This window comes from Limibacter armeniacum, from assembly GCF_036880985.1.
GTDB lineage: Bacteria > Bacteroidota > Bacteroidia > Cytophagales > Flammeovirgaceae > Limibacter > Limibacter armeniacum.
The window spans coordinates 3352469-3375921 of sequence record NZ_JBAJNO010000009.1 but is presented as its reverse complement, the minus strand read 5'-3'; the positions used below and the strand labels follow the sequence as shown (position 1 = coordinate 3375921).

Below are 23453 nucleotides of genomic sequence, written 5' to 3'. Positions count from 1 at the left end.
AATGGTTGGTTTTGCGCCACAAAGATAGCAGGAAAAGACCAAACCTTACTTTTCTTCACTCATCGGTACTGTAAACCACAATTTTGTCTCCTTTGCTGCTGACTGTCCCATACCTGGGGCTGCCCCTCCTGGACCTCTTCCACCTCCTGGACCACCCATACCTCCTTGCATACCTTGGCCTCCTGGACCACCCATTCCGCCACCATTCATACCGCCACCCATTCCTGGACCGCCCATACCTCCTTGCATGCCTTGCCCTCTTTTTCCTTGACCATTCATTGGAGGTCCCATTCTAACAGCATCTTCCAATTCGATACCTACTGCAAGTTGTGTTATCTCTTTATCAGATAAAGACTCCAGCTTACTACGGTCTACTTTCAACAGGCAATACACGTACCCCTCTTCATCTGTTTCTAGTTGACCTTCTACAAAAGCACTATCAGAGGGTTCTATTATTTTCGCTTCATTATTCTCAACCCACATCACACCACCGTTTTTGTTACCACCCATCAATAACATTCTATCACGCTGAGCTTCATCTCTTCTTTCTCCCAGTGGTGGTTCCATTCTAGCCGTTGGGTTATCTCCTCTTTGTCCCATTTCTGGCATTTCCATCTCTGGCACACCTATTCCAGGCATTAGTGGGTATGTCGCCATAATATCTTTTTTCTTCTTCCCATCAGGGTTAAAGTAAAACTTGATACCATTTTGCATAATACCCTTTATCGTCTTTACACTTCCCACTTTGAGGTGCAAGTAAAAGTACTGGTCATCATTTTTAGCTTCATAAAAAAGCTGGCTTTCTGAATCGTAGTGTCCGAAAGGTCCTTGTACCAATAAGGATGTTGGTGTTTCCCATTTTGCTTTATGCTGAGGTAATCTGCTACAGGCCGAAAAAAGCAGAACCGCTATCAGGAGTGACAATCTTGTTTTCATAAACTGTTTATATCGTTAATAAAAAATCTCATTAAAAATGATAGACTTGACCTGCGCAGACAAAAAACATCGACCTTCTGTAGCTTTGCATCGAAATTTGGAAGGATTTCAACGATGAAACTTCCTTGACGTCTGAAGGGATTTTTTTAAAGTGATTGAGTATCCGCTTTCAGAAGTCAAAAAGGGTTTCTTATATTAGGTTCTGTATCTTTACCCAACATCCAATTAAATTACCAGCCCATGAAGCAATGGATATCAATCATTGGCCTATTGCTACTGATGAACATTAGTGATAGTTATGCACAAGTGTATAACTATATAGAAGAAGATGAGAATAAAAACGGAAAGGTTAAGCAAGACCCAAATACGCAGTCTGACAAGGTACCACTGAGAGATAAGCTTTTTTTTGGAGGCAATGTCGGTTTTCAGTTTGGAGACGTAACCCTCGTCAACCTTGCTCCACTGATTGGTTACAAGATTACACCACAGCTGCATTCAGGTGTTGTTTTTTCCTATACCTACTATAAGGACAAAAGATTCAATCCTACATTTAATCAAAATATAATTGGAGGTCGTATCTTTGCACGCTATATAGTAAGCGTTACCGAGCAGTTGCACATTTTCCCACATCTTGAGTTCCAGACCATGCGGTACGAAACCCGTAATGGCTTATTTGAGGTACCTGCTGAGTGGTATAATTCTGTCTTGCCAGGTATCGGGATACAACAGCGAATCGGTCAGAGGTCTGCGATCAACATTTATGCACTGTATGACCTCAATTATAATAATGATACTTCAATTTATGATTCACCTTGGGTTTTCAGGGTGGAGTTCAATATATAACAACAGCAGTTTTTACAATGTGGAATATCTGGCACCTAAAAAACCAGATTACCCAAATTACTATGTTGTACAAATTGCTACCCATATCAAACACATACTATGGCTAAGATTAACTACGGTAAAACATGGTGGGGGCAACAATGGCTTAAGGCGCTCTCAGACATTGACTCTACAAACCGCCTCCCGAGAGGAAAGACCTATGCCAACAAGGGAGCCGTATTAGACATTAAGGTTAGTAACGGTAAAGTTGAAGCAAAAGTAAGGGGTTCCTACGGAACCAACTATCGCCAAACACTGGCTCCTGAAAAACACTTCACTGAACAGGAAAAAGAGTTTATAGTCAATCAACTGACTGAAAATGACAACCGGATCACGTTATTGCTTTCCGGACAATTACCTCCTGAATTATTCGAGATTTGTCAGCAAGCTAACATCCAGCTTTTTCCCGAGCATTGGGTAGAACTGGATATGCACTGCTCCTGTCCCGACAGAGTGGTTCCCTGCAAACACCTTGCGGCGGTCATCTATGTACTTGCTAATGAGATTGACCGTAATCCGTTCCTGATCTTTGAACTGAATGGACTAGACCTCCCCATGGAACTAGAGAAAAAAGGTATCTCTATTCAACAACAAACACTAGGGGCGATACCTAAACTCGAAGACCTTACACTATCAACTCCTTACGAAGCTACTTCTACTCGAGAAGGACTCGAACAACTTGACTTCTCACACATTCCAGATCTTTATGAACAAATCTTTGGGCTGATCTCTGAAAACCCTCTATTCTGTGCCAAAGACTTCAAAGCTGTCTTACAGAAAGGCTACAAAAATGCCATCCGTAAAGCAGGTGCTCCACCTGAAGAAGAAGACCATGAAGACTACAGTCAACACCATAAGCGACTGAAGTTTGCGGAAAGCATCAATATCGTATTGGATACTGACATGGCGGTGCTGGACTTACTGTGTTACACAGACAAAGAGTTTCAGCGCTTCTCAGGCAACAAGGTATTTGACATGGCGGTACTGGTAGCCACCATCCAATCAATCAAGGAAGAGGAGTTGGTGCAATACCCATATGAAGTAAAGCTATTGTATTTCCTTTATCTGTTCTCCATTAAACTGATCAATGTATCGGCATATATTCCACAGATCGTTGAGACAGCTAACAACGAATTCACAATCCGATGGATTCCGGCCCATATCAGCAATGAAGTACAGGATGTATGTGCAGCTATACAGCAATTGATCTCCCCTGACTTGCTAACATACAAAAGCGATCAGGGCACCAAATACTTTACACAACAGGAAACACTAAATATTCTATGTCACCTGTTTATTCAGCACTTTATGCTGGAAGGCAGCCAAACCATTATACTGCCAGAGACAGATCAACTGATTTTTGACTGCTTCTTTGGTGATTATCCTGTCTCATTCAATCAGTCTGGTAAAAAGGAAATTCCCGTAACTGTCAACCGCTGGTTGGGTAAGTTTTTCCTTTCACACAAACGTTATACACCATTTATCCGAATCGATGAAGAGGACAGCCGTTTCTTTATCCGACTGTTTGTTGAAGACCGTGAAAATGGCAAAGACGAAGCCCCTATTTCACTGACCCACTTCCTGAATGAGCCTTCTTTTGCAGCAAGCAAATTTGATGTACTTCAGGATTTGCAGTTGCTGACGGAATACTTCCCTGCATTGGAAGAGATGGTCCGAAACCAAGGCAGACAGCCTATTATGCTAGATGCTGTTGAGATGGTTGGAATTCTGTTGGATATTTTACCACTGATTGAAATGCTTGGTATCAGAATCATGATGCCAAAAGCGCTTCGCAATTTGGTAAATCCAAAGTTGGCACTCTCTCTTCACAAGAATGGACAAGAAGCTGGAGAAAAATTCCTGAGCCTTCAGGATATGCTGGACTTTGACTGGAAAATCGCCATCGGCAATAAGGCCATCTCGGCCGATGAGTTTAAGAAAGCCGTGAAAGGTATTTCAGGTCTTGTAAAGATTCAGGATCAATTTGTCTTGATCAGTCCAGAAGAGATCAAGAAACTACTAGCACAACTTGAAAATCCACCGAAGATAAAGCCAAATGAACTGCTGCAAGCTGCACTCAGTGAAGAGTACGGAGGTTCTATGGTTGATATTTCTGAAGAGGTTAGACAAATGATCCAGCACTTCAAAGAAATTAATGAGATAGCCCAACCAAATGCTCTAAAAGCTGAGCTGAGGGAATACCAAAAGAAAGGCTACGAGTGGATGTACAAGAATGCTCGTCTTGGGTTTGGCAGTTTGATTGCTGATGATATGGGCTTGGGTAAAACCCTACAAGTCATTACAACATTGCTAAAGTTCAAGGAAGAAGGATTGTTCAAGAAAAAGCAAGGACTCATCGTCGTTCCTACCAGTTTGCTTACTAACTGGAAGAAGGAAATTGAAAAATTCGCTCCTTCACTGAAAGCAACTGTCTTCCACGGTCCACAACGAAAAGATCCTCCTAAGAATGTAGAAGTGATCATCACAACCTATGGGGTAGTAAGAACAGACCTTGAAAAGTTCAAGAAACTAAAGTTATACTGTCTGGTTATTGACGAGGCTCAAAACATTAAGAATACGACTACGGCTCAGACCAAAGCCGTAAAATCACTCAGAGCGGACCTTCGTATTGCCATGAGTGGTACACCTGTAGAAAACCGCCTGTCAGAATACTGGAGTATTATGGACTTTACCAACAAAGGATACCTTGGTACACTAACCAACTTTACCAATACCTTTGCAAAACCAATCCAGAAAGAACGGGATCTGCAAAAACTGCAACGCTTTATGCAGATCACTGAACCATTTATCTTACGCCGACTCAAGTCAGATAAACGCATCATCAAGGATCTTCCTGATAAGGTAGAAAACAACCAGTACTGTAGCCTGACTAAGGAACAAGCTGCCATCTACCAGAATGTAGTGGATAACATCATGAATAAAATCAGGGATGAAGATGAGCAAAGCACTACCAGAAAAGGTTTAGTTCTGAAGCTGATGATGGCGCTGAAACAGGTATGTAACCACCCATTCCAGTATATGAAGAAAGGTGAAAATGAATTTGCCTTGTCTGGAAAAGCGCAACGTATGTTTGAGCTACTGGATTCTATTCAGGAGAATGGCCAGAAGACACTTATCTTCACCCAATACCGTGAGATGGGTAATCTACTGACAGAGTGGATTGAAAACCGTTATGGCAGAAAGCCTCTATTCCTGCATGGTGGTACTTCCCGAAACGAACGGGACCAGATGGTGGAAGACTTCCAACACAACCATGCTACCAACGTATTTATCCTTTCATTGAAAGCAGGTGGTACTGGACTTAACCTTACAGCGGCAAGTAACGTGATTCACTATGACCTATGGTGGAACCCTGCCGTTGAGGCACAGGCAACAGACCGTGCATACCGTATCGGGCAAGAAAATAATGTTATGGTACATCGCCTGATTACACAAAATACTTTTGAGGAAAGAATCAACGATATGTTACACAGTAAAAAAGACCTTGCCGATATGACCGTCAGCCTTGGCGATACTTGGATTGGTGAGTTAAGCGATGAGGAACTTCAACGAATTGTGTTGCTGAAAAATTAGTATTTAATAGAATCGCATTAAAGCTGAAATAAGAAAAGGAAACCATAAAGGTTTCCTTTTCTTTTACCCCTTAAATAGGAATTATTCTATCTAATATCTTATTCTACACCCAGCAACTCTACTTCAAAATAAAGGATTGAGTTAGCAGGGATAGGACCGATTGGACGGCTACCATAACCCAATTCAGGAGGAATTCTTAGCATAGCTTTCGAACCTACGTTCAACAGTGCAATCCCTTCATCCCAACCTTTGATTACTCTCCCCATTCCTAATGGAAACTCAAACGGTTGACCACGATCAACAGAACTGTCAAACTTGGTTCCATCTTCCAAATAACCTTGGTAGTGTACTTTAACTACTTTACCTTTTTCAGGCAATACTCCCTGACCTTTATTGATCATTTTAACGCCCAGACCTGATGCTGTAACTTCATAACCAATTTTATTTTTCTCCACTGCCCATGTCTCCAAAGCTTCCTGTATAAACAGCACATCAATGGTTTTAAGCTTCAATTTTTTATTATTCGCGATTCGCATCAGGTAAGGAATTGTTTCCTCTCCTTCAGCAGGAAACTCAACAGCGAGTGTTTTTTTCTTTTGATTAATCAGGAAATAGTCTTCTTTTTCCCAAAACTGAGCACATTGTCCTTCAAAATTTGGATGCTTATAATAATAGTCAGCTTCTTTCTCGGCAGGGTTACAGTCCTCACACTGAGCCTGTACATTGGTCATCAAAAAAATAGACAGACCAATCAGGGTAAAAAGTTTTCTTAACATGGTTTCGTTTAAATTATTTATTGAGTTTTATATCTGCTAATTCAAGGTTGGGCAAGATACCACTTTTTCTAAAAGCTATATTAGTCAATTCCCAAATCCAATTCCCTTAACTTCTCTCCAAACACTTCCTGAACTCGCTGAAACAATTGTCTTTCCTCCTTACGGATATGCAATACCATCAATTCACCAAGTGCATGCATTGTATTGACCGCTGGGTTTTCAAAATCTATACTATCGTACAATTCCTGAATCTGTTGGTGCTCATCAACCAGCTCTTCCAACAAGCGGTCCACTTCTTGGTCAACACCTTTCAAGAACGGAACCAGTACCACTTCTTCAGCTTGTGTATGAAGCTTCCATAACCCTTCAAATACCTGCTGCAAATAAGCAGCCTTCCCTTTCGGCTCAGTTGGCAATCCTTTATATGGCGGCGCATCCTTTTTAAGCAACTGCCCTGCCAATAAAAGTTGGTGGTGTTGACGAGATAATGGTATCAGTGCTTCGTGTCGTTTCATTCTTCATTGAAAAATTAGTTTGACACAAAAAAACAATTCCCGACAGAGAATAAAAAGCCTATCGGGAACTGTGTATCACAATGTACTGTGTGTACCGTCGCAGAAGCACTCATTATTAGTATGTTTGCACCCACACCAAGCAATCACCTTATCTTCTTCAATCACCGCTTTTACAGGGGCAAAGTCTGTTCCTTTGTGGGAGCCATCACAGAATGGCTGCTTGTCGCTTCTCCCACAAGCACACCAGAAGTATGTGCCTGCTTTAGTCTCTTTCACATATGGTTGTTTCTGTGGAATAATTGGTTGATCTGACATAACAATTAGAATTTGGGTTACTAGTTAATCCTTTACTTTAAGGTAACTATCACATCAACTTTATCCTAACTGCCCTAGCCATAAAAAAGGCTTCTGCATTTTTGATCAAGTCAAAAACACAGAAGCCCCTATATACCATTCACTATACTTTTTTACAGCTTTAACTGCAACTGTAAAAGCCACATTCCTTCATGATCTTCCACTACTGCTTCGCTATTATAGATAGGCCTGCTCGAGTACTGTGCTGACACTTTCATATTATTGCCATAAATAAGGTAATGCAATCCAAAATCTCCTTGCCAAGAGTCACCGTTCAGCCCATCGAAATCCTTGTAATACACAGCCGCAAATGGCATCAACCTATGACCATTATTCAGTAATGTTTCCGGCATCAGATAGCCTGCCTGAATTGTTGCTATATTACCTGTTCCTAAAGTGTATTGCTGTATACCGTGTCCTTGCAATGCTTGCTCTTCAGTAGGATTGGCTGTAGCAAACCCTCCCATTACGGTTGTTTTCCAAAGGTAGTTATCACCATAGTCGTAGTGGTAAAATGAACCATATGCTGACAAGGCACTTCCCTTTGCTAAAGGAGTCTCGAAGAAAATATCAGCGGCTAATGCCAATTGATGATGCTTTTCGACATAAGCCTCAGCATCAGCATTACGCAATACACCGGAAGCATTATTGTGGTATTGGAAACCTGCTCCCACATTCAATATCTTGCCTTTTTTACCAAAATAGGTGAGTGAGGTAGAATGTCCCATCTTAACAGGCTCATTATACAAAAAGCTCCAAGAGGCATACCCTCTTTGTGAAAGGCTACTGTTTCCTCTATTATAAGCAGTGTTATTTACGCCTCCTTCTATAATATCCTGATCTTTGGCTACCTTATTCCCAATTCCTTTTCCTGCTACATAGGCTGCTGGGTAAGGTTGGTTGACCGCCAACTCATAATTAAGCCTTCCTAATACTTTACCATGAAGGAATACACCTAACTGACGTACAAACTTATCGTTTACGTTTACGTTCGGAAAACTGAAGCCTGGATTGTCTATCGCCAGCGTCCCCGAATAAGCGATATCAGTAAGACGAGACAACCCTGAATATGCATGCTGACCTGCTCCCAAGTAAGTATTATTGGCAATCCTCACTTTTCCCCAAAAATCATGGAAGAAAGTATTGGATGTCTGCCCTGCATAAAATGGCAAACTCGTATTACCGAACTGCGTAAAGAAAATGAATTTCTTATCGAAGTTAGCCATCATCGTTAGCCTAGCCCTTCTTATACTGAAGTCAAAGTGACTGTCAGCTGCCTCCAAAGTTTGAGCATTCGCCGTACCCGGATTCATATCCGAATAGCGAGCCCACATCTGGAACCCCATTCCAAATTTCAGTGTGTTTTTCCCATCCTCAGTCAGGTTAATTTTAAGTCCCTTACTCAAGACTTCCTTTAATGGATCCTGCCTTTTATCATCGTCAATTTCCTGTGCAAAAGATGGTATAGCAAAGGCTAATAAAATTGGTAGTAGTGAGATGCTGAATCTGATATTCATTATGCTTTCTTATTCTTAATAGTATGACCTGATTGTATGAATCCACAAAGTTAAAAAGCTTCAAATTTTTCTAAGTGATGATTATCACTGAAATAGTATATTTTTTATTAATAATGTAAAACTCTTTTATATTCAATCATTTAAACAAAAAAAGGCAACCCATAAGTAGTTTGAATACTCATTGGTTGCCTTGCCTAATATCAAGTCAGTTCTATTGTTCTGGATCTGTTCTTAATATATTCAATTTGCTAAGTAACTCCACATTTTCCCCATCAAATGAATACTGATAAAAGCCGTCATTTGCCGTCACCAACAACCTTCCCTGATATGGAATTACATCATTGGCTGGTATATTGAATATATTTTTCAACTTGATGTCATTACGGTTAGTAATATCATACAGTTTGAGCACATCGTCACAAACAAACAGTTCATTTCCTGCTACTCCCAAACCTTTAGGGTTTGTCATATCATAGCTTCTCAACAATTGTGGAACTTGCATATCTTCAATACTGATAATGTCCAATTGATTGACACCTCTCCAGCATCGCCCTGATTCGGCACGCAATGTAACGTATGCAAAACGATCATCTGCTACAACAGGGTCACAGCTTACCACATGCTCAAATTTGGATACATACTGTGGGTATTCTGGACGGCTTGCATCATAAATATACATTCCATCCTGAGAACCTATAAAAAGGTAGTTCTGACGAGGAAAGATGGTCTCTATCCCAAATCCAACTGGATTCATGCTCACCAGTTCAGGTGAAGCACTATTGGTTATATCATAAGTAGAGAGTTCCTCATGGTTGACGGTGTAAAGGTAATCTCCCACAATAGCAAAACGTGCCATTGAACCGCCTTTACCGCCTGCTGCATCTGCTGATACAGCTCCAACGTCTCCAGCAGCGTCACAAGATTGTAATAGAGCTGCTAAGCCTAGCATATATATGCATAAAAGAAATGTCCTCATGTCAAATAATTATACTTTGTTATTTAATGGGTTTGATCTATTGGGTGTAGACTCACTCAGCTTTCTTTTCCCACCCTACGATTACTGTACCTTCCTGTCGCTGTTCCTTTTGATATTCCCAAGGGATAAAGTTGGCATCAGGTGGATACAACTCAGGTAATACATTATAAATACGTTTTGTTTCTTTAACCGCTACTGGCAATGTGATATCCAGTGCGACAAGGTCTACTGCATTATCCGCATACAGTACCTTATCTTTTACTGCGATGTCAACACAGCCTGGCACCTGAATAAAGGCTTTTACTAATGGGTTTGTAGGGTCTGAGTTATCAATGACATGTATTCCTTCATACCGTTCGTTCAGAAATACATAATCACCTAATAAATACATCTTGCCTGGATTTTGGATAGCCCTAGGTGAAGAGGCTATAATGGACGCTTCAAGGTCTGAGCGTTTCATGATTACAGGTACATAGGCTGACTCATTAGCTACAGGGTCTACAATAGGCGGCTCTTCACCACCACTGATATACCAGCATCCTGATAGCAAGAGTGCAAGTAGCATTACAAAAAAGGAAGTTCTTTTCATGGAGATATAGTTTGGGTTATTCTAAAAAAAGTATTCCTCTTCTCTGACAACTGAAATCTATTAAAAAACAAAAAACTCATGTCCAAAATAGAACATGAGTTTACCCCTGTTAAATATTCTCCATATAAGGAAAATCTCTTGCTCAGCAGAAGGAAAAAATATGCTTCCACTGTATCCTATGTGTATATATGTGTGTATTAAGTGTGTGCTAAACTAGCCTAAAAGAAAGGCATAAAAAAACAAGCCGATAACGCACCGCTCAACCACTTACCCTTGCTTGCTTCCGCACCTGGGGGATTCGCAGGAGCCGATCGTATCGACTTGCGGTTGCAAAGGTAACACTTTTTTACATTCTGTCAATACTATTGCAGAATTTTTATTCGAAAAAGTAGCTAAAAAATCTCTTCCCCTTCCCCTTTAAATAGAAAAACCCTTTCTTAAACCTTTAACTATCAAGACTTAAGAAAGGATTCTCTCTAATAAGAAAGACGAAAAAAATCTTTCAAAATTTATGCATTCACCTTAATCAGGTAATAGTTTTTCTTACCCTTTTGTGCCAATAAATATTTGCCTTGTAGCAATTCAAAGTCAGTTGGCTTCTCTTCACCTGCGATTTTTGCTTTGTTAATGCTTACACCGCCACCCGCAATCATTCTACGAGCTTCACCTTTTGACTTAAATACTATACCACCTGTAGCAGCTGAAAGCAGATCATTTACATCTTCAAGGTCTACCAAGTCTCCTTTTGAAATTTCTACTTGAGGTACTCCTTCAAATACCTGTAGCAGCGTACGCTCATCCAATGACTTCAGGTCATCTGTTACATTCTTTCCGAAAAGGATAGAAGATGCCTTGATAGCCATTTCCAAATCTTCTTTGCTATGTACACGCTCTGTGATATCTTCAGCTAAAGCACGTTGCAAGGCACGCTGATGAGGAGCTTCTCTATGTTCTGCAATCAGGGCTTCTATTTCCTCTTTTGTCTTAAATGTGAAGATTTTGATATACTTCTCAGCATCCTCATCTGACACATTCAACCAGAATTGGTAGAACTGGTAAGGTGATGTTTTCTCAGGATCAAGCCATACAGCTCCACCTTCTGTCTTACCAAATTTAGTTCCATCAGATTTTGTAATCAGTGGACAAGTCACCGCAAATGCTTCACCACTTGCTTTTCTTCTGATCAACTCAGTACCAGTCACAATATTACCCCACTGATCAGAGCCTCCCATCTGTACCTTACAACCTTTAGTTGTGTAAAGGTGGTAGAAATCCCATCCTTGTAGCAACTGGTATGTAAACTCTGTAAATGAAAGCCCTGTTCCTGCCTCAAGACGTCTTTTTACAGAGTCCTTTGACATCATGTAGTTCACGGTAATATGTTTACCAGCATCCCTTACAAAATCGATAAAGCTGAAGTCTTTCATCCAATCGTAGTTGTTCAGCAATTCTGCCGAGTTTTCACCACAATCGAAATCCATAAATTTCTCCAACTGCTTACGGACACCTGCAATGTTTTTAGCAATTGACTCTTCGTCCAGCAATACACGCTCGTCAGACTTGAACGATGGGTCTCCGATCATACCTGTAGCACCACCAATAATCGCCAACGGCTTATGACCAGCACGCTGAAGGTGGTTCAGGATCATTACTGACACTAGGTGTCCTACATGCAACGAGTCTGCCGTAGGGTCAAAACCTACGTATGTCGTCGTCATTTCTTTATTGAACTGCTCTTCAGTACCCGGCATCATATCATGGATCATGCCTCTCCACTTCAGTTCTTCTATCAGGTTTTTCTTTATTGATGACATTTTTATTGGCTAGTTATACTAATATAAAAATGGGTGGAACCTCAGATTCCAAATTCATTGAAATTTCTGTTCAATTTTTCAATCAAAATGATCTAAATAGACACAAATAAAAGGATCTCTCCTTTTTCAATCCTCAAATAAGATCACTTCAATGATTAAAAATGGAACTTTTTTAAATAAAGGTCGCAAGTTACAGAAAATGGCTGAAACTAAACACCCTACTAATCAGAATGAAAATATACTCAGCAGTTCTAAATTTATAAGCTTCAAATCCTGTAAAGTAATCAACAAGCTAATTGCAAATGTTCCTAATACCAGACTTGCTTGAAGTTTTCTACTTGTCAGGTAACTATCCAAAAATGTGATTACTGTCAGAATAATAATGACAGGGTACAACACTGTCAAAATTGAGCCTGCCAAGACGATGATTTTATCAATACCAACCACTGCCAGCACTGTACTGAAAGCCGCTGTTACCAACACAGTTGTTCTATACTTCAGCTTTCCTCCACTGATTGATTGAAATATATCTCCTGTCATCGCCAATAAGCCTATAGATGAAGTCAGACACGCCAATGCTACAGTTATACTCAACACTGCCTGTCCTACACCTCCCAATAACCTATCTGCAATGGTTGATAATAATGGAGCATTTGATTGCCCTGCCAAAGTTTGGCTTGTCGTAGCCCCAACATAGATCAAACCTCCATAAATTATAGCCAATAACACTCCGGCTACCAACCCTGCATTTACAGAGATCTTAACTTGTTCATTAAAAGATGTATACCCCTTTCGTGTCAGGTTAGTCAAGAAGAGTCCTCCGATCACTACCGACCCTACAGCACCCAAGGTTTGATATCCTTGTGTAATTCCCTTTCCAAAGACATTTGTAATTACAGAAGCCGTCTTTTCCCCAATAGGCGCTGTCACTCCCAAATATATAATGTACAATAATACAGCGACCAATATAGGAGCCAATATAGAGCCTAGTCTATCTAGAATCTGAGATGGTCTCAATACAAAGAAGAGACAAATTCCAAAATACACTATCGAAAACAACCAAGGGTTTATTTCGCCCAATTGTGGCACTACACTCAACTCATAAGTCAATGCCCCATTTCTTGGGATTGCAATAAGTGGTCCTAAACAAATAATGGACACAGCGCCTATCACCTTACCAAAATTAGGATGAATTCGCTTGCCGAAATTTTGAGTGTCTCCCCCTACTTTAAAAAGTGCAATCAGGACAGCTACTGTCAACCCTACATCAGACATTAAAAAACCTATAGCACCTTGCAGCCAACTTTCCCCTGCCTGATTTCCTAAGTTTACAGGAAAAATCAAGTTGCCAGCACCAAATACCGTTGCAAAAAATGCTAATCCCAGTACGAGCGTATCCTTTGCTCTTTTATTCATCGATTTGTTTGTTATTGTGGATTTAAACCCGTGATAATACAACGTATATGTAAAAATAATCTCACCTGTTAAGATTCGTTAGACAGAAAAGCAGTTCACCAATGGGAAAATAAAAAAGGACCATCCAACAACGGATGATCCTTTCATTCAATAATATATTGTCATTCAGAATTTAAGACTTGATCAACAGTTTTTGTCCCGGACGAAGACTGTTAGATTTCAACCCATTCCATTTCTTTATATCATTGACAGAAACACCGTTGTTCTTGGCAATTTCCCAAAGTGTATCTCCGCTCTTCACAGTATAATATCCATTTGAAACAGGCTTGCTGCTTGCTGTTGATTTCTTCACTGAAGAAGAGCTAACAGAACTGTTGCTTTTCTTTGCTTTGTCTACAGCTACAATCAGTTTCTTGCCTGCATAAATGGTATTACCTCTCAGGTTATTCCAACTTCTAAGCTGTGTAATAGACACGCCATACCTTTTGGCTATAGCGCCTAAGTTTTCACCACTTCTAATCGTGTGATAACCTGAAGCATTTACTTTTGCATTTGATGATGAAGACCTTGATGCTGTTTTCTGTTGAGGTGAAACATGTCCTCTACCATAGATCTTCAATTTCTGACCTGCATAAATGGTATTACCTCTCAGGTTATTCCATGCTTTTATCTCCCAAACTCTTACACGGTTTCGTTGTGCAATCAAACCAAGAGACTCACCCCTTCTTACATAGTGATAATAAAAACCATCCAAATAGCTACCACTCTTTCCATCATACTTAGACTTTGCTAGAATAGAGTCACGGTTGCTGTCAAACATTTCTTTTCTCAATGCAGGAATCTTAATAGGATAGTTCTTGATCCCATCAGGTATATATCCCCATCTTACTTGAGGGTTTAACTCTTTCAAGTCATCATCACAAACCATCAGTTGCTCTGCCAGTTTTTTAAGGTCTACAGATTGGCTTACCAAAACCTCTTCTGTTGGAATCTCATAGAATGGCTGCTCCTGAATCAGGTTATGCTCATCAGCATAATTCAATGCATACATCATAGCCACAAACTGAGGCAGGTATGAACGAGTCTCTCTTGGTAGCTTGTGATAAATATCCCAGAAATGGAATTTCTCTGATCTCCTTTGTGCCTTTCGAATATTACCAGGCCCACAGTTGTAAGCAGCCAAAGCAAGCTCCCAATCATGGAAGTAATTATAAAGGAATCTCAAATACTTGGCAGCTGCCCTTGTAGCCTTCTCTGGGTTCATTCTCTCATCAAAGTGAGAGTTCTGCTTCAAGCCATAGTTCAATCCTGTTCTTGGCATAAACTGCCAAAGACCTCTTGCCCCTACCCTTGAAAGTGCTGTAGGCTTTAACGCTGATTCAATAATTGCCAAATACTTCAACTCTTCAGGTACTCCTTCTTCTCTGAAAATTCTTTCAAACATTGGGAAGTACATATTCTTTCGCTGAAGAATTAGCATTGTATAGTCACGGTTTCTGACCGTAAAATAATCAATAAACTTTCTTACACGTTCGTGATATGTCAATGGAATATCGCTTTCAATACATGCTAAGCGATCCATAATGATATCATCTGTAGGGTGTGGAATGTAATCATTCTCCATCAGGATATTATCCAAATGGACAACCGATGTGGTATCAAAGTCCTCCAGTGCATCCTCAGTCCAAGGTGCATACGGAGCAGCTTCCACTACCTCAAGTGTATCGAACGGGTAAATATACCCTTCGGGAGGTGGTACAGTATAAATACTGTCTTCCCATGTAAATGCTGGATTTTCATCTTGGGCAAATACCGACGAGACACTAAAAAGCATCGTCGCTACCCATAGCAAGGTTATTTTTTTTGGTGTGCGCATATCATTAACACAAATTCTTCCCTGGGGGTGAGTTGTTGTTCTACGATGGAAAAAATTGTTTTAAAAAGTATCGATATAAGGTATTAAACGATCTTTTTACTGTACAATTAATTATCCCAATGTTACAAGCAATAGACATGCCATCGAATTTTCAGGGCATAATACCCTCTTTGGCTATGTCCTCCTCTAGCAAAACCAATTTTATATTTTCATTCTGTTTACTTCATTTTGTAAACAGCATACTAGGCTCTAAGCCTTACATAAACAATGTTATGGAATTTAGATTGTATAGAAGATCGCATTTACAAAAATTGATAATGGTTTCCGAAACAACCTTCTACACAATCATTTATTATCATAACGTAGCCAAATAATCGGCAAACGTTAACATTTTTTCTTCTTCAAAACGGTTGGCCATTACTTGCAGTCCAATTGGTAACCCTTGGCTATCTTCTCCGTTAGGGATAGATATCGCTGGCAAACCTGCCAAGTTAGCGTGAACCGTATACAAATCTCCCAGATACATTTCCAGGATATTATTTTCATTATACTTTCCGATTTCGAATGCTGTTGAAGCCGTCGTTGGCATCAACAAGAAATCGTGGTTGCTCAACAGCTTTTCTGAAGCTTCTTTAATCAACCTTCTTACCTTCTGTGCTTTTGTAAAGTATGCGTCATAATAGCTAGCACTCAGTACAAAAGTACCCAACATAATACGGCGCTTAACTTCTTCACCAAACCCTTCAGAACGGGTAAGTTTATACATTGACTCAATGTCTTCTGTATTTTCACTTCTTGTGCCATACCTTACTCCATCAAACCTCGAAAGGTTTGTACTTGCTTCTGCTGTAGTCAGAATGTAGTAAGTTGGCAACAGGTAGTCCAATAGAGGAAAGTCAACAGGCTCTACATCATGTCCTGCGGCTTTCAGTGATGCTATCTTCTCAAAAGTATTAGCCTTAATATCTTCATTCAGATGTTCACTTTCAACTGTTTCTCGGATATACCCAATTCTGTACTTACGGTCTTCACTGCTCTTTACAGATGCTGAATATTGAGGCACAGGTTTATCAGAAACCGTTGCATCATGCTCATCTGCCCCTGCAATTACCTCTAGGGTAATGGCTGCATCTTCTACATTCTTGGCTAAAACACCAATTGTATCAAAAGAGGATGCATATGCAATCAGACCCCATCTAGAAATTCTAGAGTAAGTTGGCTTTAACCCAACCACTCCTGTAAAAGCGGCTGGCTGCCTTACAGAGCCTCCTGTATCAGAACCTAAAGACACAAGACAAAGGTCTGCTGATACTGCTACAGCTGAAGCCCCTGAAGACCCTCCTGGTACTCTTGAATTATCTACATTATTTAGAACAGGGCCAAATGCTGAATTTTCATTTGAAGACCCCATAGCAAATTCATCACAGCTCTGACGACCAATGATAATCGCATCCTCATCAAGCAAACGTTCAATCACAGTAGCCGAAAACTGGGAAACAAAGCCATCTAGAATCTTACTGGAAGCCTGAAGACCATGCCCTTGATGAGCAATCACGTCTTTAATTCCAACTACCATTCCGGCTAGCTTTCCAGCATTGCCTTCAGCGATTCGGGTGTCCACTTCTTCCGCTCTTTTCAATGCCTCATCAGCATATACTTCCAAGAATACGTTCAAGTGTTTATTGTCCTCAATATTCTTGAGATAATCCTTTACCAACTGTTGGCAAGTAACCTGTCCTGCTTTTAAAGCGGTGCTTATTTCTTTGAATGAAGAATACACAGAGCTAAGTAAATTTGTTATTAGAGAAAACAGTAAAGCGTGCCTGACAAAGCCCTTTTACATCGGTAAAAGAGTGAAAGTGCCAAAACGCAATAAAAAAGAAGTTTATCAATTTGTCGAAACAAAGATAAACTTCTCTTCTTTCAAAAGAAATAACTTATTTTTTATAGATATACCCAACAAAACACTGGCACATCTCTTAGCTTTCTTTCTTATCATCTTTCAAACCTTCTTCAATTTCGCTGCTTAACTGCTTTTTCGCGTCATTGAATTCTCTGATACCTTTACCAAGGCCTCTTGCCAGCTCTGGAATTCTTTTCGCACCAAAGAGCAAAAGGATAACAAGAATAATAATTAACCATTCGAAGCCCCCAGGCATACCAAAGAGTAATATAGCTAGTGTTTCCATAGTTCAGTTGTTTTTAAATGTGCCGCAAATCTAATTTATTATTAGTAAATAACAAAAGAATTCCTGTATTTGAAATCACTTACAATTCATTGAATATGAAGCTGAAATATACTTTTCAAACTAGCATAAACTGTCATTTTAATGCTTCATTATCCGAGCTAAGTTCGTAAATTTCTTTCAGTATTCTTCCTTTTATATTACATAGCCAGTATGACAATACTATCCGCAGATCAAATCCGACAATGGGATGCCTACACAATTGCCAATGAACCTATCCCCTCCATTGACTTAATGGAACGTGCCTCACTAAAGTTTACGGAATGGTTTACAAATAAGTTCACAGCGCAACAGCCTGTACATATCTTCTGTGGCACAGGCAATAACGGTGGCGATGGACTTGCTATTGGCCGACTTTTACTTGAGCAAAAATATGATGTCAGACTTTATGCTGTCAGGTTTTCAGACAAGCAATCTCCTGACTTCAACACCAATGAAAAGAGGCTGAAAAAACTGAAAGAAATTAAAAATATTAACAATAAGGAGGACTTTCCTGTCCTTCATTCACAAGACCTCGTAATCGATGCCATATTCGGTTCCGGCTTATCAAGACCTATCACAGGCTTTACAGGTCAACTCATCGACCATATTAATAGCAGCAATGCTACAATCATCTCTGTAGACATTGCATCAGGACTCTTTTGCAATACACAAAGCACATCTGTACATATCATCAAACCTGACCATACGGTAAGCTTCCAAACACCAAAGCTATCCTTTATGCTCCCTCAAAATGAAGTATTTACAGGAAACTTCACGGTAGTCGACATAGGTTTAAGCCCTGCCTTTATCCGACAAACCTCAACCCCTTACATTTATACAGACAGTTCCTTTATCAACTCTATCATCAAGAAGCGAAGTAAGTTTTCACATAAAGGCACTTACGGTCACACGTTGCTTATTGGTGGTAGCAAAGGAAAAGTAGGTGCTATTCAGCTTTGTGCAAAAGCAGCACTTCGCACCGGTTTAGGCTTGCTTACCACTTATGTACCATACTGCGGGTTCAATATCATGCAAACAACTGTACCCGAAGCCATGTGTATGACAGACCCTGAGTTTGACCTTTTATCCAAAGCACCTGTACCACTAGACAAGTACCAGTCTGTAGGAATTGGTCCTGGAATCGGCACATTCATGGATACTCAGCAAATGATGGAGGATATTCTGGAAAACTATGATAAACCAATGGTATTAGATGCGGATGCCTTGAACATTTTAAGCCAGAACAAAGAACTTCTTGACCAACTTCCAGAAGGTAGTATTCTAACACCACACCCAAAAGAATTTGAACGGCTACTCGGTGACCAAACATTCGAGGATGATTATGAACGGTTAGAACTTCAAATCATGTTTGCCAAACGGTATCAGGTAGTAGTTGTTCTTAAAGGAGCTCATACATCTGTTGCTACACCACTTGGAAGGGTTTATTTCAATTCTACTGGAAATCCAGGGATGGCTACAGGAGGAAGTGGAGATGTCCTAACAGGCGTAATTACAGCATTACTATCACAAGGCTATGCTCCGGGTGAGGCTGCAATCCTAGGGGTTTATTTGCATGGGCTCGCTGGTGACTTGGCTGCTTCTGAATATGGTCAGGAAGCTTTAATAGCCTCTGACATCATCAACAATATTGGCAAAGCATACCAACACCAACACAATTCATAAAAAGGGATACCCTCAAATACAAAAGCACCTCAGTAATTGATACTACTGAGGTGCTTTTATTTTAGTAATCATTAAACCTATGACTATTTATTATCATTGATCTCTCCAATGCTGTCATAGATCTCTTTTACGTATTTCGTGTCTTTAGCTCTTGCCCCTTCAAATAAGGAAATTGCCCTGCGATAAGTCTGAATGGCCATTTGGCTATTGTTGCTTTTCTTATAAAAGTCTCCCAGATTCTTAACTGACAATGCATGCTCCAAAGTAAGCTTACCATAAAATGTTCCTTTCACTGCACATTCTTCTTTCAACAATGGTTCTGCTTCTTTGAATTTTTGCTGAGCAGTCAACAGCTGCGCCATGCTACCAACTGCCTTGGCATAAGCAACATGCTGTTTTCCTGGCTTTTCAGCAGTAATCTCTATCTCTTCCTTAATTAAAGCCTCAGCCTCTTCGTAACGCTCTCGCTTGATGTAAAAATGAGCCAAATTATCCAATGCTTCCGCATAATCAGGGTGGAATTGAGGCAAGCTGCTTTTTCTCATTTCAATTCCTTCCTTAAATATTTTTTCAGCTTCAGCATCCATTCCTTTTGCTGCCTTTATTTTTCCCAATGCATCTCTGCTAGCAGCATATTCAGGACTTGTAGCACCTAGCTTCTCTTTTCTTACACTAATCGCATTTTGAATATACTCTTCAGCTTTATCAAGGTTACCCCCATCCATATTGATGCGAGCCATTTCCATACTTACATCTGCAGCTTCTACACTCTGCATTCCATAGATATCGGCTACTGCTTTCATCTTGATGTGCAAGATATCGTCAGCCTCTTTATGAGCTCCAAGCTCATTAAATTTCTTTACGATTTCATCTATCTCAGATACATAAGCCTTACGGTCTTCCATATGCTCTCCCGCTTTATGCAGATAGTTGACATAAGCTGTAACCGCTTCAGTAGTCAGACCAATCTGCTCAAAAGCTTGTGACTGCTTCTTATACACATCCAAATGGTCTTGTATCTTTCCTGCTGCACTATAGGCTTGCCCTGCCTCTTTGTACATAGCTACTGCTCCTTCAAACTTCTTGCTTGCCATCAAGACATCTCCAGCCTCATCAGTAATATCACCAAAGTAAGCTGTCTTTCCACCTGAAAGTTCTTTAGTAATCGTATACAGCTCCTTATAATACCCTGCTGCTGGAGCATATTTCTTTCCTCCTGCAAACAGCTTGGCTAAGCTATGTAACATTTTGGCATATGCATCTGACTGCTTGCCATTTACTTTTTCTCTTACACTCAGACCTTCTTCGTAATACTTTGCCGCTTCAGGATACATACGCATCTGTACTGATGTCTCAGCCATCAGTTCTTTTAACTCAGCCATCTCTTCAGAGGAAGCTTTCCCCACTCCTTGCAAGGCTGTTTCATACGTTTTGAAGTAAACAACAGCATCACCATACTGCTTCAACTCTCTATATGAAAGTGCCAAATAACGTAACGTCAACAAGTAATCTTCATGCTTAGGATTGTTTTTCCCTTCAAGACGAGCTTTTTGCAGCTCCTGAATAGCCGCGCTATATTTACCTTGGTCAAAAGCCTGCTTTCCTTGGCTGTAATATACGGTAAGTGATTGTGCCTTGAGACCGACACTTGAGAGAATACTCAAAAGGAGAATAAATAGAACCTGTTTCAAGGTAATTGCTTGTTTTGTTTTTGAGAATATTTTCGATAATGTGTAAAAACACTACCTATTAATAAAATAGGAAATAGGTGTTTGGGCTTAAATTGAAGGTAAAGTATACAAAAGTGACTCCAAACATATTTATACGTCAATAAAATATTGAACTTTTTTTAGATAAACGAATTTCTACCACACATTATTATCTAAACCTCTGTTCCTAAGCAATCTCTCCTTATACTACAATTCAGCCTTCTGATTTATCACTTGCAAGCAGTGATTTCAAACAATATTTAGTAGAATTGCGATAGATTCATACTACGTAATCTTTTTATAATTACAATCATATCATAAACATGCTAAAACGAACAATTATTCTGGCACTGATGGCCGTGCTTTCCCTGCAAGGTTTTGCTGCTGAATCAGCAAAAAAGCCTTCTGATGAAGGTATGTGGCTTCCAATGTTTATTGACAGGCTGAACTATGTTGACATGAAGAAAATGGGGCTTAAGCTAACCCCTGAAGAGATCTACAGTGTCAATAACTCATCCCTGAAAGATGCAATTATCTCTTTTGGCGGATTCTGTACAGGTGAAATCGTATCAGACAGAGGTTTGATCTTAACCAACCATCACTGTGGTTATGACGGTATCCAGATGGTAAGTACAGTAGAGAAAAACTACCTTGAGAATGGCTTTTGGGCAAGAAACCACGCAGAAGAAATTCCAATTGAAGGACTGTTTGTTCGTTTTCTTGTAAGAATGGATGACGTTACCGAACGCATCAACAAGGAACTGGGCGACCTTACAATGGATGAGCGTATCAAGAAAGCTCAAGAACTGATGAAACAAGTTCAGACAGAAGCTGAAGAGAAAAATCCTAACTATGAAATTCAGGTGAAGTCATTCTTTGACAACAATGAGTTCTACATGTTCACATATGAGCGTTATGACGACATCCGTCTGGTAGGTACTCCTCCTGAATCAATTGGTAAGTTTGGTGGTGACACTGACAACTGGATGTGGCCTCGCCATACAGGTGACTTTTCTATGTTCCGTGTTTATGCAAGCAAGGACAACAAGCCTGCTGCTTACAGCAAAGAGAATGTTCCTTACAAACCTAAACACCACTTACCTGTTTCTATCAACGGTGTAATCAAGGATGATTTTGCCATGATCATGGGCTACCCTGGCTCTACTGATCGCTACCTGACTTCTTACGGTGTAGAACATCAGATTGATGTATTCAACCCTCTTTTTGTTGAAATGAGAGACGCTCGCCTTAAGACATGGAGAAAGTACATGGATGCTGACCCTAAGGTAAGATTACAATACGCATCTAAGTTTGCTAGTACTGCCAACTACTGGAAGTATTTCATGGGACAGACCAAAGGACTAAAACGCCTGAAAGTTTATGACAAAAAGCAAAAAGAAGAAGATGCTTTCACAAAGTGGGTCAATGCTGATGATAGCAGAAAGACAGCTTATAGCGATGCCCTTCCTAATATTGAAGAAGGCTTTAAAGCAAAACATGACGCTACCACTGAGTTGATTCTTTTCACTCAGGCTGCAAGAGCAATTGAATCAACAAAACTGATCAATGCGCTGCAAGGTTATGCTAAATCAATGGGTGGTGAACCTGCTCCTGAAGCAAAGGAGAAAATCCTTAAAACTATTGAAGATCACTTCAAGGACTACAATTACATGACAGACAAGGAACTTTGTGCTGTAATGCTCAAAAAATACAAGGATGTCCTGTCAAGACCTGAAAACAAGAATCTTCCTGTTCCTGCTGTATTCAATACTATTGAAGAGCAATTTGATGGGGACTTCCAAGCTTTTGCTGACTCAGCTTACGAAGCTTCTTTCCTGACTACGAAAGCGAAAGTGGGTGACTTCATCGAAAATCCTTCTGCTGATGTGATGCAAAATGATATTTTGGTACAGGCAATGGGTTCTATGACTGAAGCATTCTTTGAGGTAAGACAAAAATCTCAAGAAGCTGAAATCAAAATTGCTGACGGTAACAGACTGTATGTAAAAGGTATCCGTGAGATGAACAATGAGCTTCCTGCAGACCAACAGAAGAAATACTACCCGAACGCTAACTCAACTATGCGTCTGACTTACGGTTCGGTACAAGATTACTTCCCTGGTGATGCCATGTTCTACAGCTACTACACAACAGCTCAAGGACTACTTCAAAAAGAAGATCCTAAAAACCCTGAGTTTATTCTGCCAAAAGAAGTTAAAGAGAAGGTTTTGGCGAAGGACTATGGACGTTATGCTGATCGTACTGGTGAGTTGAGAATTGGATTCCTTACAAACAACGATATTACAGGTGGTAACTCAGGATCTCCTGTTATCAACGGAAACGGTGAACTGATCGGTTTGGCGTTTGATGGTAACTGGGAAGCTATGAGTGGTGATATTGCCTTTGAACCAGAGCTACAACGTACTATCTGTGTAGATATTCGTTATGTACTGTGGGTAGTGGATAAGGTATATGGAGCTACTAACCTCGTTAATGAAATGACATTGATGAGTGGTAAGCCAGAAAAGAGCAAGAAGTTTGAGGCACTGATGCCTGAAAAGTACTAATCCGTAATAAAGGATTAAAAA

The 23453-nt window shown here is 40.1% G+C and carries 17 protein-coding genes and 1 other RNA gene; 4 read left to right on the top strand and 14 right to left on the bottom strand.

What is annotated here, in order from left to right:
* Positions 1–45 precede the first annotated feature (45 nt).
* On the bottom strand, positions 46–936 hold the full coding sequence (locus V6R21_RS31755) for a hypothetical protein (protein ID WP_334247501.1): 891 nt from the start codon (positions 934–936) through the stop codon (positions 46–48).
* Between the two features lie 240 nt (positions 937–1176).
* Here V6R21_RS31755 and V6R21_RS31750 point away from each other — a divergent pair, with 240 nt between their 5' ends.
* Together V6R21_RS31750 and V6R21_RS31745 are read left to right on the top strand one after the other, a co-directional pair.
* On the top strand, positions 1177–1779 hold the full coding sequence (locus V6R21_RS31750; RefSeq protein ID WP_334247500.1) for a hypothetical protein: 603 nt from the start codon (positions 1177–1179) through the stop codon (positions 1777–1779).
* 99 nt (positions 1780–1878) lie between these two features.
* Positions 1879–5412 carry a DEAD/DEAH box helicase gene (locus V6R21_RS31745; RefSeq protein WP_334247499.1) on the top strand — a complete coding sequence of 1178 codons (3534 nt, stop codon included), beginning with the start codon at positions 1879–1881 and terminating at the stop codon, positions 5410–5412.
* 98 nt (positions 5413–5510) lie between these two features.
* On the opposite strand, the gene V6R21_RS31740 is transcribed toward V6R21_RS31745, so the two are convergent.
* From V6R21_RS31740 to tatA, 12 genes are all read right to left on the bottom strand, one after another.
* Positions 5511–6188 (bottom strand): FKBP-type peptidyl-prolyl cis-trans isomerase, encoded by a 678-nt coding sequence (locus V6R21_RS31740; RefSeq protein WP_334247498.1) that lies wholly within the window; start codon positions 6186–6188, stop codon positions 5511–5513.
* A gap of 80 nt (positions 6189–6268) precedes the next feature.
* Positions 6269–6703 (bottom strand): hemerythrin domain-containing protein, encoded by a 435-nt coding sequence (locus V6R21_RS31735; protein WP_334247497.1) that lies wholly within the window; start codon positions 6701–6703, stop codon positions 6269–6271.
* 75 nt (positions 6704–6778) lie between these two features.
* On the bottom strand, positions 6779–7018 hold the full coding sequence (locus V6R21_RS31730; protein ID WP_334247496.1) for a CDGSH iron-sulfur domain-containing protein: 240 nt from the start codon (positions 7016–7018) through the stop codon (positions 6779–6781).
* A 152-nt stretch (positions 7019–7170) separates the two neighbouring features.
* The gene (locus V6R21_RS31725; RefSeq protein ID WP_334247495.1) at positions 7171–8574 is read right to left on the bottom strand and encodes a hypothetical protein; all 1404 of its coding nucleotides are present in this window, start codon (positions 8572–8574) and stop codon (positions 7171–7173) included.
* 211 nt (positions 8575–8785) lie between these two features.
* Complete coding sequence (locus tag V6R21_RS31720; protein ID WP_334247494.1) at positions 8786–9550, bottom strand: LVIVD repeat-containing protein; 765 nt, start codon at positions 9548–9550, stop codon at positions 8786–8788.
* A 52-nt stretch (positions 9551–9602) separates the two neighbouring features.
* Positions 9603–10139, bottom strand: a complete 537-nt coding sequence (locus V6R21_RS31715) for a hypothetical protein (RefSeq protein WP_334247493.1) — start codon at positions 10137–10139, stop codon at positions 9603–9605.
* A gap of 234 nt (positions 10140–10373) precedes the next feature.
* Positions 10374–10466, bottom strand: an RNA gene (gene ffs, locus V6R21_RS31710) — signal recognition particle sRNA small type.
* A 182-nt stretch (positions 10467–10648) separates the two neighbouring features.
* On the bottom strand, positions 10649–11953 hold the full coding sequence (gene tyrS / locus V6R21_RS31705) for a tyrosine--tRNA ligase (RefSeq protein WP_334247492.1): 1305 nt from the start codon (positions 11951–11953) through the stop codon (positions 10649–10651).
* A gap of 225 nt (positions 11954–12178) precedes the next feature.
* A complete protein-coding gene (gene brnQ, locus V6R21_RS31700; RefSeq protein WP_334247491.1) occupies positions 12179–13369 on the bottom strand; it encodes a branched-chain amino acid transport system II carrier protein in 1191 nt (396 codons plus the stop codon).
* A gap of 172 nt (positions 13370–13541) precedes the next feature.
* Positions 13542–15245: a LysM peptidoglycan-binding domain-containing protein gene (locus tag V6R21_RS31695; RefSeq protein ID WP_334247490.1), complete on the bottom strand. Its 1704-nt coding sequence runs from the start codon at positions 15243–15245 to the stop codon at positions 13542–13544.
* A 355-nt stretch (positions 15246–15600) separates the two neighbouring features.
* The gene (gene gatA, locus V6R21_RS31690; protein WP_334247489.1) at positions 15601–17025 is read right to left on the bottom strand and encodes an Asp-tRNA(Asn)/Glu-tRNA(Gln) amidotransferase subunit GatA; all 1425 of its coding nucleotides are present in this window, start codon (positions 17023–17025) and stop codon (positions 15601–15603) included.
* 199 nt (positions 17026–17224) lie between these two features.
* On the bottom strand, positions 17225–17434 hold the full coding sequence (gene tatA, locus V6R21_RS31685; RefSeq protein WP_334247488.1) for a twin-arginine translocase TatA/TatE family subunit: 210 nt from the start codon (positions 17432–17434) through the stop codon (positions 17225–17227).
* A gap of 210 nt (positions 17435–17644) precedes the next feature.
* Here tatA and V6R21_RS31680 point away from each other — a divergent pair, with 210 nt between their 5' ends.
* A complete protein-coding gene (locus V6R21_RS31680; protein ID WP_334247487.1) occupies positions 17645–19156 on the top strand; it encodes an NAD(P)H-hydrate dehydratase in 1512 nt (503 codons plus the stop codon).
* A gap of 83 nt (positions 19157–19239) precedes the next feature.
* Here the strand turns inward: V6R21_RS31680 and V6R21_RS31675 are convergent, their stop codons facing one another.
* On the bottom strand, positions 19240–20847 hold the full coding sequence (locus V6R21_RS31675; protein ID WP_334247486.1) for a tetratricopeptide repeat protein: 1608 nt from the start codon (positions 20845–20847) through the stop codon (positions 19240–19242).
* Between the two features lie 341 nt (positions 20848–21188).
* Between V6R21_RS31675 and V6R21_RS31670 the strand changes: the two genes are divergently transcribed.
* Positions 21189–23432, top strand: coding sequence for a S46 family peptidase (locus V6R21_RS31670; protein WP_334247485.1), 2244 nt, complete (start codon positions 21189–21191; stop codon positions 23430–23432).
* Positions 23433–23453: the final 21 nt, after the last annotated feature.